This window comes from Phocaeicola massiliensis B84634 = Timone 84634 = DSM 17679 = JCM 13223 (assembly GCF_000382445.1).
Lineage (GTDB): Bacteria > Bacteroidota > Bacteroidia > Bacteroidales > Bacteroidaceae > Phocaeicola > Phocaeicola massiliensis.
This window is the reverse complement of record NZ_KB905472.1, coordinates 1,207,367-1,221,969: the sequence shown is the minus strand read 5'-3', so window position 1 is coordinate 1,221,969 and position 14,603 is coordinate 1,207,367. Positions and strand designations below refer to the sequence as shown.

9 protein-coding genes and 4 pseudogenes are annotated in these 14,603 nt (G+C 42.8%); 5 read left to right on the top strand and 8 right to left on the bottom strand.

Annotated elements, in window-relative coordinates; genetic code table 11:
• The first annotated feature begins 54 nt into the window (after positions 1-54).
• Entirely contained in the window at positions 55-4,557 is a 4,503-nt protein-coding gene (locus tag HMPREF1534_RS13875; protein WP_005937962.1) for a translocation/assembly module TamB domain-containing protein, read from the top strand.
• A gap of 255 nt (positions 4,558-4,812) precedes the next feature.
• Here the strand turns inward: HMPREF1534_RS13875 and HMPREF1534_RS13880 are convergent, their stop codons facing one another.
• The 8 genes and pseudogenes from HMPREF1534_RS13880 to HMPREF1534_RS19660 form a co-directional block, all read right to left on the bottom strand.
• The gene (locus HMPREF1534_RS13880) at positions 4,813-5,451 is read right to left on the bottom strand and encodes a protein kinase family protein (protein ID WP_005937959.1); all 639 of its coding nucleotides are present in this window, start codon (positions 5,449-5,451) and stop codon (positions 4,813-4,815) included.
• Between the two features lie 579 nt (positions 5,452-6,030).
• Positions 6,031-6,936 carry a transglutaminase domain-containing protein gene (locus tag HMPREF1534_RS13885; protein ID WP_005937956.1) on the bottom strand — a complete coding sequence of 302 codons (906 nt, stop codon included), beginning with the start codon at positions 6,934-6,936 and terminating at the stop codon, positions 6,031-6,033.
• A 107-nt stretch (positions 6,937-7,043) separates the two neighbouring features.
• Positions 7,044-8,033: pseudogene (locus HMPREF1534_RS13890) on the bottom strand (plasmid recombination protein); the annotation flags it as partial.
• Positions 8,009-8,560 (bottom strand): annotated as a pseudogene (locus tag HMPREF1534_RS13895) (phage integrase SAM-like domain and Arm DNA-binding domain-containing protein); the annotation flags it as partial. The pseudogenes HMPREF1534_RS13890 and HMPREF1534_RS13895, both read right to left, overlap by 25 nt.
• Before the next feature lie 466 nt (positions 8,561-9,026).
• Positions 9,027-10,148 carry a DUF4852 domain-containing protein gene (locus tag HMPREF1534_RS13900; RefSeq protein ID WP_051560897.1) on the bottom strand — a complete coding sequence of 374 codons (1,122 nt, stop codon included), beginning with the start codon at positions 10,146-10,148 and terminating at the stop codon, positions 9,027-9,029.
• A gap of 266 nt (positions 10,149-10,414) precedes the next feature.
• The gene (locus HMPREF1534_RS21380) at positions 10,415-10,519 is read right to left on the bottom strand and encodes a PLDc N-terminal domain-containing protein (protein WP_349998364.1); all 105 of its coding nucleotides are present in this window, start codon (positions 10,517-10,519) and stop codon (positions 10,415-10,417) included.
• Positions 10,520-10,715: 196 nt separating this feature from the next.
• Positions 10,716-11,009: pseudogene (locus HMPREF1534_RS0118845) on the bottom strand (hypothetical protein); the annotation flags it as partial.
• 57 nt (positions 11,010-11,066) lie between these two features.
• Positions 11,067-11,328, bottom strand: a pseudogene (locus HMPREF1534_RS19660) (ATP-binding protein); the annotation flags it as partial.
• Positions 11,329-11,468: 140 nt separating this feature from the next.
• Here HMPREF1534_RS19660 and HMPREF1534_RS20655 point away from each other — a divergent pair.
• The 4 genes from HMPREF1534_RS20655 (at position 11,469) to HMPREF1534_RS13920 (ending at position 14,467) form a co-directional block, all read left to right on the top strand.
• Positions 11,469-11,612 (top strand): hypothetical protein, encoded by a 144-nt coding sequence (locus HMPREF1534_RS20655; RefSeq protein WP_159106085.1) that lies wholly within the window; start codon positions 11,469-11,471, stop codon positions 11,610-11,612.
• Between the two features lie 193 nt (positions 11,613-11,805).
• On the top strand, positions 11,806-12,837 hold the full coding sequence (locus HMPREF1534_RS13910) for an agmatine deiminase family protein (protein WP_005937939.1): 1,032 nt from the start codon (positions 11,806-11,808) through the stop codon (positions 12,835-12,837).
• Between the two features lie 16 nt (positions 12,838-12,853).
• Positions 12,854-13,741, top strand: a complete 888-nt coding sequence (locus HMPREF1534_RS13915) for a carbon-nitrogen hydrolase (RefSeq protein WP_025066960.1) — start codon at positions 12,854-12,856, stop codon at positions 13,739-13,741.
• Positions 13,742-13,876: 135 nt separating this feature from the next.
• On the top strand, positions 13,877-14,467 hold the full coding sequence (locus HMPREF1534_RS13920) for a DUF4251 domain-containing protein (protein ID WP_005937934.1): 591 nt from the start codon (positions 13,877-13,879) through the stop codon (positions 14,465-14,467).
• Positions 14,468-14,603: the final 136 nt, after the last annotated feature.

The following is a 14,603-nucleotide window of genomic DNA, read 5'->3' as shown; positions in this document are numbered from 1 at the left end:
TTATTTTGGGCTACTTCGGACGTATTTCGTACCTTTGTTAGCCCAAAATAAGCAATGATATCAAGCAAAAGTCTTAAATATACAGTTCGCATACTGCTAGGTATTCTCTTGGGAGTTTATCTGGGGATAATTGTGCTTCTGAACATTCCATACGTTCAGGACAAATTGTCTTATATAGTGACCAAAGAGCTCCGCAAAGTGCTCAACACGGAAGTTTCTGTAGGAAAAATCGACATGGGCCTGCTGAACCGCATTATTGTGGAAGATGTGTTGCTGGAAGACCGCCGGGGCAGGGAAATGCTGAAAGTGGCGCGTCTGTCTGCCAAATTTGAAATACTCCCCCTGCTGAAAGGGAAAATCACTATTACCAGTGTTCAGCTTTTCGGCTTTTCGGCCAATATGGAGCGGGAAACGCCTCAGTCTCCTCCCAATTATCAATTTGTTCTGGATGCTTTTGCTTCCAAAGACACGGTGAAGACTCAGACAAATCTGGATTTACGCATCAACTCTTTATTGATAAGACGCGGACGTATCACATACGATGTCTTGTCGGAGCCCGAAACCCCCGGACGGTTCAATACCGGCCATCTTGCCGTAAAGAACTTCGCAGCCACCGTTTCGCTGAAGGCGCTCCGCAACGACTCGCTGAACGCCTCCATCCGTCGTCTGAGCTTTGAAGAACAGTGTGGATTTGCTTTACAAAAGTTCTCAATGAAAGTCACTGCCAACAATAAGCGACTGAATATAAAGGATTTTTCCCTCGAGCTTTCCAATTCTGCTTTAAGCATTGACAGCCTTTCCATGCGTTACGACAGTTTGCCGGATCTTCCTAAACTGACAGACAATGTGCAATATCAAGGAAGCGTCAATGCCTCTGTCGTACTCAAAGACATAGCCCCTTTTGTCCCGGCCTTGGCCAAGTTCGATACTCCGTTACATTTCAACATGGATTTCTCCGGTAAAGGAAAGAATATAGACTGCCCTACCCTGCGACTGACCGACAACCACAGTCTGATGATCAACGGAGAAGCATCCGTTGCCGACTGGAACGCAGGAAGAAATATGTATATCATGGGAAAGCTGACCGACGTAAACCTGAATAAAGAAGGCATCAGCACCGTTATGAGTAATGTGGCCGGGAAAGTTCCTCCTATTTTTCAGCAGTTGGAATATGTACGTTTTAGCGGTGATGCCACCGGATATCTTCACGATTTGATTATCACAGGACTCCTACACACCGGCGTAGGTACAATCAAAGCCGATGTTATGATGAGCATTGACAAACAACAGAACCGTACCTATTCGGGAAATATCGCCAGTGCCGACCTGAATGTGGGCAAACTGCTTGATAACGAAAAGAAATTCGGTACGGCAGACTTCAATCTGGAATTGAAAGGGTTCAACTATAAAAATCACTATCCCGAATCTTATATCAAAGGGAATATTGCCTCTTTCGAATACAGCCAATATAAATATGAGAATATAGCACTGGACGGCGTGTATAAAGACGGAGGCTTCAACGGCAAGCTGGCAATGGATGATGACAACGGCTCTGTTCAGATAAACGGCAATTTCAACGTGGCGTGCGCCATACCCGAATTCAACTTGAAGGCCGTCTTAAAGAATCTCCGACCGGATAACCTGCATTTGTCCGACAAATACAAAGATACGGACATTTCCCTGAACGTGACAGCAGACTTTACCGGGAAGTCTATCGACGACATGAACGGAAAAATCCGTTTGGACAGCTTGCAAATGAATACCCCCGAAGGGAACAACTATTTCCTTGACAACCTTACCATTACGGCAGGACAGGTAGAAGGACAAAAAGAAATACAAGTGCTTTCCTCGTTCATGACGGCTGTCATACGTGGAGACTATTCTTATAACACAATTCCGGCCAGCATATTGCAGACTGTTCAACGCTATATCCCTTCCCTGCTGACGCTGAACGAAAACATGCCGGTTCCTCACAACAACTTCAAATTCGACATCAGAGTAAATAATACAGAGTTCTTTCAAAAACTCTTTCAAATACCGCTGGAATTAAAGTTCCCTGCCTCCATCAAAGGGTATTTCAACGACCGCGAAGAGAAATTGCGCGTTGAAGGACATTTTCCGGCTTTCAAATATAATGGAACCCATTATGATTCGGGGGTACTCATCTGCGAAAATCCGTCAGACTGGTTCAAATGTTCCCTCAGAACCGGTATGTTGATGAACAGTGGTGCAATGGTGAATCTTACTGTCGATACCCAAGCCAAAAACGACCGGCTGGAAACAACTGTCAATTGGGGAAATAACACAAATGTCACTTACGGAGGTAAGTTTGCTGCCGTGACCCAATTCTATAAAACGGAGGGGAAACACCCCATCTTACAGGCCGACATTAACATCAAACCCACGAAAGTGGTATTGAACGATACGATTTGGAATATACATCCTTCGCATATTGCCGTAGACTCCGGACGTGTCTATATCGACAATTTTCTGTTTGAACATGAAAACCAGCATTTACGCATCAACGGAAAGTTGACAAAAAGCAAGGAAGACTCCTGCCATATCGATTTAAAGAATATCAATTTGGAATATGTACTGGATATAGTGCATTTTGATGATGTGGCATTCAACGGCTTGGTTACCGGGACTGTCAACATGAAGGGAGTAATGAAAGAGCCTGCCATGCACACCAAACTCAATGTGCATAATTTCTGCCTGAATAAAGCATTGTTGGGTGAAGCCGATATTACAGGCGTATGGGATTCGGAACTGGGCGGAGTACGCCTTGATGCAAAAATTGCGGAAGAAGGTATTTCGGCCACTCATGTCACCGGATACGTATCTCCGAAAATGAAAGGACTGGACCTGATGATTGAAGCAGACAGCACCAATATCGGACTCATCCAGCCCTTTGTGGAAGGCATATTCAGCGATTTAACCGGACGTGTCAACGGTCATATTAGACTCTATGGAGACTTCAAGCACCTGGATTTGGAAGGAGAGGCACGTGCCAATATAGATACCAAGATTGATGTACTGAACACCTATTTCCAAATACGCGATGATTCGGTACATATTTCCTCCGGACAATTACTGTTTACCGATGTACACGTGTACGACCGCGAAGGAAACAGTGGAGTAGTCAATGGCTATCTGCATCATACCAAACTAAAAAACCTAATGTATCATTTTAATATCAGTGGCGACAATCTGCTGATGTATGATACCCACGAAGGCGGCGATATGCCTTTCTACGGCAAGGTGTACGGTTCGGGAAGCGTCATATTGGACGGAGGAAACAATGCCATGACCGTAGATGCCTCACTGACAACAGGACACAACACCTCTTTTACTTATATCACAGGCATCACGACAGAGGCTACCAATACCCAGTTCATTACCTTTGTCGACAAGACCCCCAAACGTATCCATGATAATGTGGAAACCAATCTGTACCATCACTCGAATGTGCAGAAAGAAAAAGAAGAAGAGGGTCCTCCCATGGACCTGCGCATCAATATGCTGATTAACGCCACCCCCAATGCCACCATGAAAATCGTGATGGACCCGGTAGCAGGCGACAATATTACAGCAACAGGCAACGGCAATCTGCAAGTGAACTACTTTAATAAAGGAGACTTTAAGATGTTCGGTAACTACATTATCGACCAGGGAATGTATAAGCTCAGCATGCAGGAAGTGATTCGCAAAGATTTTACATTGAAGTCCGGCGGTACAGTCACCTTCACAGGTGACCCATATCAGGCCAATCTGGATCTTCAGGCGATTTATACGGTAAACTCTGCCTCATTGAGTGATTTAGGTATCGACACTTCACTTTCGCAGGGACAAAGCACCGTTAAAGTAAACTGCCTGATGAACCTGACCGGCAACCTGTCCAGCCCCGATATTAAATTTGACCTGGATTTACCGACAGTCAGGGAAGAAGACCGTGATGTGGTGCGCAGCATCACCAGTACAGAAGAACAAATGAACACACAAATCATCTATCTGCTGGGTATCGGTAAGTTCTACACCTACGATTACGCCAACAACGACCAATCTTCAAACGCTACCAGTTCATTAGCCTTCAGCACTTTATCCGGTCAGCTCAATAATATGCTCTCCCAATGGATGGACAATAAGAACTGGAACATCGGTGCCAACCTGAGTACAGGAGACAAAGGATGGACAGATGTAGAAGCCGAAGCTGTCCTTTCCGGCAGATTATTGAATAATCGACTGATAATCAATGGTAACTTTGGTTATAAAGATAATGCAATGGCAAACACCAACTTTGTAGGTGACTTTGAAGCCATTTGGCTGTTGACTAAAAACGGAGACTTCCGTCTACGAGGATACAATCAGACCAACGACCGTTATTTCACAAAATCAACCCTGACCACACAAGGTATCGGCATCATGTATAAAAAAGATTTCGATAAATGGAATGATTTGTTCCGTTGGTTCTTATGGAAAAGAGCCCATAAAAAAAAGGAAAAGGAAGACACCACCTCTTCCTCCCCTGCTTCGCAAACAAAGCGAAACGACAACTAATTACATGCTTTCATATTGATATATGTACATGAAATTCTGTTTTTGTCTTAGATAATATACTTTTGCGTATTTATCTGACATTAATTAATAATAAGTTCTTGATAACGATTTGAAAACATTACAGCCGCATTAATCTGCTACATTTTACTAATAACAAACAATTCTGAAACAGAAGTAGCCAAATTCCTTATTAGGAGCAAACAATTGATCACTTTTTCTTACTGTTTATTCTTATTCGTTTCATAGTGGAAAGAATTACACTATTTCAACTTTAATCTTTATATTAAACATATTGGCTATACGTTCTATATCCCGTTTCTTGGTAAGCGTATTGCTACATGTCATCAGATACCAACCATTACCGACAGGCTTTTGTGAACTTTTATATTTCTTATCAAGCGTATTGGAAATCAAAGGCACTTTATTTTGTTTCATTCCTAAAGTACGAATGCGTTCGGCACCTACTTCCATCACAAACTTACGAAAAGTCTCAGCTGCTTGTGGCTCTTGAATCACGTGACCATCAGCAAATGTAATCTTTAATCGAGTAGCCGGTGCAATTTCGCCTTTCGGCCCGGTCTTACCTATTTCCTTATGTTCCACCTGTGGATCAGGAAGAATCTCTTTGGCATCCGCTATATCTGCTGTGAAATTTCGTTTGCGAGACAAATGTACGCTAATAGGCGAGCCGGGTACATAATCCACAACAAGCACTAATTCACGCTGCACTTGCTTTAAAGCCGGTGCAATCGTCTCGGTTACAATCGGAAGGATTTCTTTTTTGATGATGTTCTCTTCCAAATCACTTACTTGTTTTTCGAGGTCTTCATTTAACGAAAGACCTTCTTTGCGCAATGTTTCCATTGCTTTATATAGGTCACTTAGTCGGGACATAGATTATTTTAGATTTTTCTCGATTGGATTTAACCGATTGAAGAATAAACTCTTAGCGAATTATTTGAGAAGTAGCGGTAACGAGTCAGTAACCGTGCGAATTTCAGCGCTTTACATTGCTATGCTGTCAAATAACTCTTTCATTTGCAAATGTAACATCTTTTTCTGAAAGTACGAACTATCGGCGGCAATTTTATAAAATCGGTTGGCAAAAAAATCATTCAGCCCATTCACGGGCTGTAATGTGTTAGGGGAATCTGCTTTGTCATTTTGTTACCGGAATTTATCCGCATGGAGGGAGAACCACACCGATCAGCCAAGTATGTCGTTTCATTATGCAACAGCCGGCAGAGCGTTTTTGGGGTGTAATACTCCGATATTACTTTCTTTTTGTTTTCTGATATGTGCAAATGCAAAAAGCCTCCGGAGAGCTACCTTGCCGGAGGCTTTGTTTATCTCTGTTTTTCCTTACTTTTCCCGAAGTAGAACTTTGGAAAAACCGGATATTTATTGATATCTGTTGCTGTTGGTTGATGACAGTTCTTGACCGTTGAAATAGAGTCATTCCCAACTCTGAAGTTACAGTGAAACGGTCAAACTATCCGGTACGGCCCAAAAACGTGATTCTTCCGTAGTTAGTACTGATTTGTCGCTTAAGTCAAAGCCACTGAACCCTTTAGGAACAAGTATTATCTCGCGGTCATGGTTGCTGAATGCAGGATTATTATCTTCACGGCTATAACCAGTTACCTCCCAAGATATAAACCAATAGAGGTTTTTGGCCCAATACATCTTGTAATAATTGAAATTATTTTCTGAATCTAATAAGGGGCGGTATATAATTTCTTGTCCGTTTATGTAACGTTCGCGCATTTCAGCGAGAGAAAGAGGTGTTCCGTTTTCATCTTCTGCCCAAGCTCTCATATCGGAATCAAGCATAGCCCATTTTTGTATTTCGGGTAGCCATACTTGATTTACCACATGACAGTCAGAATCTAACGAATCAGCGGGAAGGCAAGTGACAAAACGATTCACTATTCCTTCCGACAGCAATAACTCATGCAAAAGGATTGAATGGAGGCGGCAGTTAAAAGCTGGCTCTATCGTGCGGGTATATTCCCAAAGTCCTATTGCGTTACATTTCTTTGGATAGTTATTTTGATTGGCATGAGGAATATTCTTGGCTACGAAACGTGCCAATGCAATAGCTCTATTCCATGTGACTTCTGTAGGTTTCACAATGGTATCTAATCTGAAGTATTCACGGATTTGCTGTGCTTTGGCAGTATCTTGCTGATAAACAAAATTATATGACACACTATCTGGTGCATACTCACCAGCGTTCTTTAATAGTTCTATCTTATCCTTTCCTAAGGGTTCATTTAATTGTCTGTTGAATACATAACGTACTAACAATAGGGCTAATACAGTTAAGAGCAATAAGCCTAATATGCTCAAACTAAAAACTTTAAATATCTTCTTCATGATGTCAATAATAGGAATTAAAACTTCTGTTTATTTAACTGCAAATATAGTGAAAAAGCAATTCGTAAGTATTATGAACGGCTCTTTTTTCCAACAAGATAAAACGGTTATATCTTCATTCCCCTACCTTTCCTTTGCGACTGTATAGATCGGTGTATGCTCTGCCATAGCTTGTCGAATTACTCTTTGAACCACTCGGCAATGGGCTTTCTAGCAATAGCAAGAACCAGTTTGCCCCATCCGTCAGGGCTTTCAACACTTGAAAGCCTGACTTTTTCGGTCGTAAATCTCCGTCCGTGTTCCTCCGAGTAGAGTTTCCCTGCATACTCCAAAGGCTTTCCCTTGACGAGTGTTTCGGTCTGCCTTTCATCGAATCCCACGAGTCGGCACAGTTTTTCAATGTGCAACATTTCACGCAGGTAGGGAAACCATGCCGCCTTTGCGATTACCGTTTTCAGAAACGATATTTCCTGCTTGTGCCTTGTGTCCTTGTCCGCTATCTCCCTGCCGTGCTTCTGTTGCATTTCCCGTATCTCCCGGCTGTGGTCTGCCTGCATGGTCTGTATTCTGTCTTGCAGGGCTTCAATGGTTTCCTCGTGGTCGGCTACTTCCCTATGCAGGGCGGTGTTCTCCCCTTTCAGCGTCTTTACCTTGTTGTTACCGAAAAGAGAACCGAGGCTCTCGGCGATGTTGGCAGCTGCGGTGGTTGCCGTCCCTTTCAGCTTCTCTGTCTGTATTTCTTTTTTCGCCCGTCTTAGTTCCTCCTGCGCCGTTTCTTTCTGCTGTTGCAAATCCACCACTTCCGCTTTGAGGTTATCGGCGAGTTTCTGTATATCCCGATAATACTGCTGCGTGGACTTGTGGCGAGCTTTCGAGCCGTCTATGCCTCTTTGCAGCCCGTATTTCGCCATCGCTTCGGCATAGGTATCTTGGTAGGACTTCAATTTCAACCGTGTCATAATATCGTCTGCGCACAGCCTCACGGTGTCAATCGGTTTCTTGCGGTATCGCTTCTTCGTCTGTTCTTCCCTTTTCCTGCGCTTGCTCTCTCCCTTGACGATGGGGACGAGCGTAATGTGTATGTGCGGCATTTTTTCTCCGTGCGCAAAAAATACTCGAAATCGTTGATAAACGTAAGATTGAGTTCCTTTAACGGAATATCCTCTCGCTTGTAGGTATGGGGCAAAAACTCCCGAATATGGTTGCAGACCGTCCGATAGCGTGTAAATGTCCCCTGCGCCCTGCTGTGCCCGACTTTCTTCTCAAACTCGGCGTTGTGCTGCTCGAACAGCTTCAGCAAAGTTTCCTGCTTGACGCCGATACCGAGATAGGCGTCTTTGAGTTTGGCGGCGGTAACATAACCGTCCGTCTGCATCAGTTCTTGGTAGCGGCGGTTTACCTCAACACGGATTTTATCCACCGCAAGGTTGATTTTCTGCGCTTCGACACTCTTGCCCGAAGCACGGCTGTTCTTCACTTCCCACAAGCATGGGGGAACGTCCATCTTGCAACTGAACTGTTTAATCTCGCCATCCACCGTGATACGGCACATCAGAGGCAGGTTGCCGTTAGGCTTCTCGCTGCCTTTCTTCACGTAAAATAATACCTTGAATGTACTTCGCATAACTCACTCCTTTTTTTGGTTACAAAATTAGTTATTAGTGAGTTACCGACAGCTATGTAAATCTGCGCAAAACGCAGAAACATAACCTTTTAGCAAGAAATCTGCACCCGTTACGGGAGTAACGAAGTGGTAACTGAACTTCTGCACCGTTTGGCTTCGAGGTGGTATTTCGTTGGCTCTGCCCCATAGACAAACAAAGCGTAACGAACGCTCTATCAGCTAATTCGCTACGCTTTGCCCAAATTTACTTTTTCGCTATGTGTTTATTTTAGACTTTTCTCGATTGGATTTAACCAATTGATAAATAAACTTTTATCGAATTATTTAAGAAATAGGGATAACAATTTAACAACCCCAGCGAGTTACCCCACCGAAGGCATAGCTCATTTATTACAATCAAATTTCTGAAATGTCTTTTCTTCTTTTACAACCCCTTGCTTTATATGCCTGCATATTGCTCATTGCGCTACTTTTTAGGCAACATTTGTGTACCAAGATAATTGTATGTCACTTCTTGTATGTTATAAGGGAAGACATTATAATAACCGTCTGTTTGTATAATCTCCATGTTCAAAGCTTTTTGACCGTATGCTTTACGGAGTGTTGACCACTCGAAATCGAATGATGTTCCGGGACGCATCACCATGGTACGTTTATCGGGAAGTGATACCGGCTGTTGGAGGATGCGTACATATACATATAGGGTAGCCGTTGGCGGTAAGGTCGCCGAGGTCATTTTACGCATGGTATAGATGCCTTGAGCAATGGATTTTTCACAAGGTAGGGTGGCAAATGACGGAGCATTAGTGAAATGAAAGGCACAAGTTCCCCATAAGCAATAACCTTGTTGGGACAATTCGCTATTCTGCTTGGTTTCCACATTGACACACGTTAAGCCCGAAAGCGGGAAACGCTGTTGATTGATGTCGTACATTTGAAGTTCCGACAAACATTTGATACGGAAAACCTTATTGAAATCTGCCTTTGCCACAGCTTGTTCCAGTTCTTTCCGATATGTTGTACGAAGTTCTTCCAATGCAAACGGGTCATTGGCTGCTTCTGCATACTGTTGGGGAGCACAGAGAGAGGCATAGGTCTCGACTGATGCTGTGTCGATAGGTTTGCCGTAAAGTTTATGTGTGTAGGCGAACAAGATAGCCGGGGTAAGGTCGACAGCTCCATCCATATGAGAAACATGATGTCCGGACATGATGTTTCCTTTGGTTAAAGCCATGTTTAGATATACGCCAATCTTGAAATCGCCCTGTTCGGCAAAGACTATTTGGGGCGTTTCCGGCTGTTGGTAAATGCCGAACTGTTGATAGAGTTTGGGCTGGTAAGCAGGTATGTCGGTAATGACGGCAGTCCGTCCGGTTGAGTTTTTCGGATTCAGCTTATCAAATTGATTGTTGGCGTTTAGTTGCTTAACAAATAGATAGCCCGATGGCAATGGTTCGCCAATACGGAGCGTGTCGCCTACTTTATAAGTACGACCGTCACAAGCATCAATGCTCTGCTGGGCTTGGAGTGGTTGGCATAACAAACAGACACCACCTAACAACAAAGCGGTCAGATTCATTCTTTTCATACGTTTTTTTATGCTTAATTCTATAGTTCTCATATTAATAGATTTTTATAATAGTTGCAGTAATAATTAAGACTATTGATACAATAAAGAGTGATATATTGATTTTCTTTTTTTTCTGAAACAAATTAGCGATGCAAGCAGATCCCAAACCTAAACGAGCTATTATTGAATCAATGGTAAGATCATCGATAATGATAGGTACAATAGTCCATACCACAATAATCCATATTGAGAAATTGATTATCAAATAGATAAATCTTTCCATACTATTCACGAATTAAATAATATATTGAAATTCCAATAACAGGAAGTAATAAAACAATCAAGACATATAATATTCTGCTTCCTTGTGTGCTTTTTGTGCGTACAATACTTATAGTACGGCTATATCAAGCAAGAAAATGAGTATTATAAGTAAAAGGCTTATATCCATATCTACATAATTTTACGATTCTGTATTTACTTTTATTTGCTCTATCCTTATTTTGTGTGCAAATATATAAAAAGTGCCATTCATAAGGCATTATGAACAACACTTTTTTATTGTTTCCCGGCAAGATAAAATGGTTATATCTTCATTCCCCTGCCTTTCCTTTGCGACTGTATAGATCGGTGTATGCTCTGCCGTAGCTTGTCGAATTACTCTTTGAACCACTCGGCAATGGGCTTTCTAGCAATAGCAAGAACCAGTTTGCCCCATCCGTCAGGGCTTTCAACACTTGAAAGCCTGACTTTTTCGGTCGTAAATCTCCGTCCGTGTTCCTCCGAGTAGAGTTTCCCTGCATACTCCAAAGGCTTTCCCTTGACGAGTGTTTCGGTCTGCCTTTCATCGAATCCCACGAGTCGGCACAGTTTTTCAATGTGCATTTCTTTCGATGCGGCAGGTCAAACACACCTTGAAGCCGCATTATCTGCCCATATTTTATATTCCGGTTCGGGTAATCCGGCTTTACGACATTCAGACATCATCAGCCCAATGCCACGTCCCCAACTTTCCAAAACTTTTTGCTTGTACAGGACATTTACCAATAATGGATTTTGTGGTTTCGATTCATGCTCTGATTTCATTTTCCGTATCCCAGTTGGACGGAAAAGTTCCGGGGTTTTCTATCTTCACACGGTTATCATAAATGGCTATGCCCACCGAACCAGCGGTTTCTTTGTACGACCTATGTTGAAGAACGGTGTCCCATCCGAGGTGACTCTCTGCCGCGTGGAGCACGGTATCGATAATTCGGCACTTGCCAACAGGATGCAGGAGTTTGCGAAGTCTTTCCACCGAAGGCTGTCCAAGGCAGACGGAGATAAGGAGATAATCTTGTGGATGGCAAAGCCAAGCGCAACACTGTACAGGCCAACGAACGCAAGCCTGATATTGTGTCAGCATATTCCTACAACACCGGCATCACATTGGCTACCGAAGCCTGCAAAGAGAAAAACAATGAGATAATTAGATTGGGATAAAAGAATAACTTTCTGACATACAGCAATAAAAAAATACCCGATTTACGATGAATCGGGTAAGGGAGACTATGGCTCTACTTAGAGATTAAATGAAAGAGCATGATATAGCACCAAGTTTTTCTAAAATCACCTCGCTTCGAAAAGTGAGTAGCTCATTTTTATTTCCTATCTTTGTCGGGTAAAATTAAAGAATATGAAGAAAACTTATTTGCCAGCAGAATGGCACAAACAGAGCCTGATACAATTGACATGGCCCCATATAGACACTGATTGGGCCTATATGTTGGAAGAAGTAGATGCTTGCTTCCTTAATATAGCTTACGAAATTTTAAAACGTCAGCCTTTGCTGGTAGTAGCCCCGGAACCTCATCGAATCGGAGACAGAATCTATGAGCACGGATGCAATGTGAAGAATCTCACCGTTTCGGCCGTGAAGACTAACGATACATGGGCACGCGACCACGCCTTTATTACCATGCTGAAAGAGAACGGAGAACCGCTCTTACTGGATTTCTGTTTTAACGGTTGGGGAATGAAGTACGCTGCCAATTATGATAATATGATAAACTCCAATCTATATTATCGCTGCAAAACATTGACAGGAGAATATGTCTACCAAAGAAATTTCATTTTGGAAGGAGGTTCGATAGAAAGTGATGGAAAAGGCACACTCCTTACCACAGAAAAGTGCTTGTTGTCCTACAACCGAAACGAGAAAACGAAGGAAGAAACAGAACAATATCTGAAAGAAACATTCAACTTGAAACAGGTGTTATGGCTGAAACACGGTTATTTGGCCGGCGATGATACAGACAGTCATATCGACACGCTGGCACGTTTCTGTCCTGACGATACCATCGTATATGTGCAGTGCACAGACAAAAAAGACGAGCATTATGAAGAGTTGGTGGCAATGGAAGAAGAACTGAAAGCTTTCCGGACGCCGGAGGGAAATCCCTATCGCTTACTTCCCCTCCCTATGGCCGATGCCATTTATGATATAAATGGAGAACGGCTGCCGGCAACCTATGCCAATTTCCTGATTATGAATGAAGCTGTTCTGCTTCCCACATACAATCAGCCTCATAATGATACTCTTGCAAAAGAAGTATTGGAAAAAGCTTTTCCCGGAAGAGAGATTGTCGGTGTGGATTGCACGGCATTGATTAAACAACATGGCTCGCTTCATTGCGTCACCATGCAATATCCTGAAGGTGTATATTAATATAGACGTATATAATATGAGAAGAACAATTAAAGTAGGACTCATTCAGCAGTCTTGTACAGGCAATACGGCTGAAAACATGGATAAACTGAAACACAGTATAGAAGATGTGGCATCCAAGGGCGCAGAGCTAGTGGTGTTGCAGGAATTGCACAATACGCTTTATTTCTGTCAGACAGAAAATACCTCTCTGTTTGACCTGGCAGAAACGATTCCCGGTCCTTCCACCGAATTCTATAGTGGAATTGCATCCGCCAATGGTATCGTACTGGTCACTTCCTTATTTGAGAAACGTGCTCCGGGACTTTACCATAACACGGCCGTTGTATTCGATAAAGACGGAAGTATTGCCGGGAAGTATAGAAAAATGCATATTCCGGACGATCCGGCATATTATGAAAAATTCTATTTCACTCCGGGGGATTTAGGTTTCGAACCTATTCAAACTTCAATAGGAAAATTGGGTGTACAAGTTTGCTGGGATCAATGGTATCCTGAAGGAGCGCGTCTGATGACCTTGAAAGGTGCTGAAATTCTTATCTATCCCACTGCTATCGGTTGGGAAAGCACAGATACCCCGGAAGAAAAAGCTCGCCAACTGGAAGCATGGGTAATTTCCCAACGAGGACATGCCGTAGCCAACGGATTACCTGTAATAGCCGTCAATCGCGTAGGGCATGAGCCTGATCCTTCGAAACAAACAAACGGAATCCGGTTTTGGGGAAATAGCTTTGTAGCAGGTCCTCAAGGTGAAATACTGGCACAAGCCGACAACATGAAAGAGGAAAATATAGTAACGGAGGTAGACATTACACGAAGCGAAGAAGTTCGCCGCTGGTGGCCATTCCTCAGAGACCGCAGAATAGACGAATTTGACAAATTGACCAAACGATTTGTTGACTAAAAGATGAATAAGTAGAAAAACAGTAGAAACGTTATCGTTATATAAATTCACATATTCGTTAAACAAATTGCGATTGAAGCTGTTTTGTTATCAGATTATCTAAAAGATATATTGATTAACAAAACAGCTTTAATTATGAAAAAAGTATTATTCTTAGCAGCATTGTTACTTGTTTGCTTCAGCGGAGTAACAAATGCACAAACCAGAAAACAAAGAGAAGATGCCAAACGCGAAGCATGGAAAAAAGAACGTCAGGAAAAGAAGGCCTTGGAAGCACAGCAAGATTCCGTGTCTTTCATGAAAGCTATCGATGCCTTGAAAAACGGTTCCTTTGTTTTGGAAGCTGATAACGTAGTATTCCGTAACGGTATTATGCGTTTTGTGTCCTCAAACACCAACTATGTGGAGGTAAACGACGGACAAGGAATTATTCAGACCGCCTTCACTAACTTTGTGTATAACTGGAGCCCGAACGGTTTGGGCGGTGTCACTGTACAAGGAAGCGTAAACGGTATAAGTATGCGCCAGGACAAGGATGGCAATATTTATTACAACTACGGCATTAACGGTATTGCCGTATCAGCCACAGTCTCTATCGTGTTAACCGGTGGTACCAATCAGGCCAGTGTAACCATCAACCCGAACTTCTCCGGAAATACGTTGACCATGAACGGTTATTTGGTCCCTTACAATGAAAGCGGAGTATTTCAGGGAACAACTTGGTAAGACTTATCGAAAGGCAATATAAAAAAGGAGTTGTGTCAAAACGTGGATAATGCCATCATTTAGTCGTAGGGGCGAGGTTTTCGCTCGCCCGAAAAACAGTTTGCTTTGCGCCTTCGGGCAGGCAAACCCTGCCCCT

What these genes read in the sequence shown, in the direction of transcription:
- HMPREF1534_RS13875 (WP_005937962.1), top strand. Translation starts at nt 55, where the DNA reads ATGATATCAAGCAAAAGTCTTAAATATACAGTTCGCATACTGCTAGGT.
- HMPREF1534_RS13880 (WP_005937959.1), bottom strand. Translation starts at nt 5,451, where the DNA reads ATGTCCCGACTAAGTGACCTATATAAAGCAATGGAAACATTGCGCAAA.
- HMPREF1534_RS13885 (WP_005937956.1), bottom strand. Translation starts at nt 6,936, where the DNA reads ATGAAGAAGATATTTAAAGTTTTTAGTTTGAGCATATTAGGCTTATTG.
- HMPREF1534_RS13900 (WP_051560897.1), bottom strand. Translation starts at nt 10,148, where the DNA reads ATGAAAAGAATGAATCTGACCGCTTTGTTGTTAGGTGGTGTCTGTTTG.
- HMPREF1534_RS13910 (WP_005937939.1), top strand. Translation starts at nt 11,806, where the DNA reads ATGAAGAAAACTTATTTGCCAGCAGAATGGCACAAACAGAGCCTGATA.
- HMPREF1534_RS13915 (WP_025066960.1), top strand. Translation starts at nt 12,854, where the DNA reads ATGAGAAGAACAATTAAAGTAGGACTCATTCAGCAGTCTTGTACAGGC.
- HMPREF1534_RS13920 (WP_005937934.1), top strand. Translation starts at nt 13,877, where the DNA reads ATGAAAAAAGTATTATTCTTAGCAGCATTGTTACTTGTTTGCTTCAGC.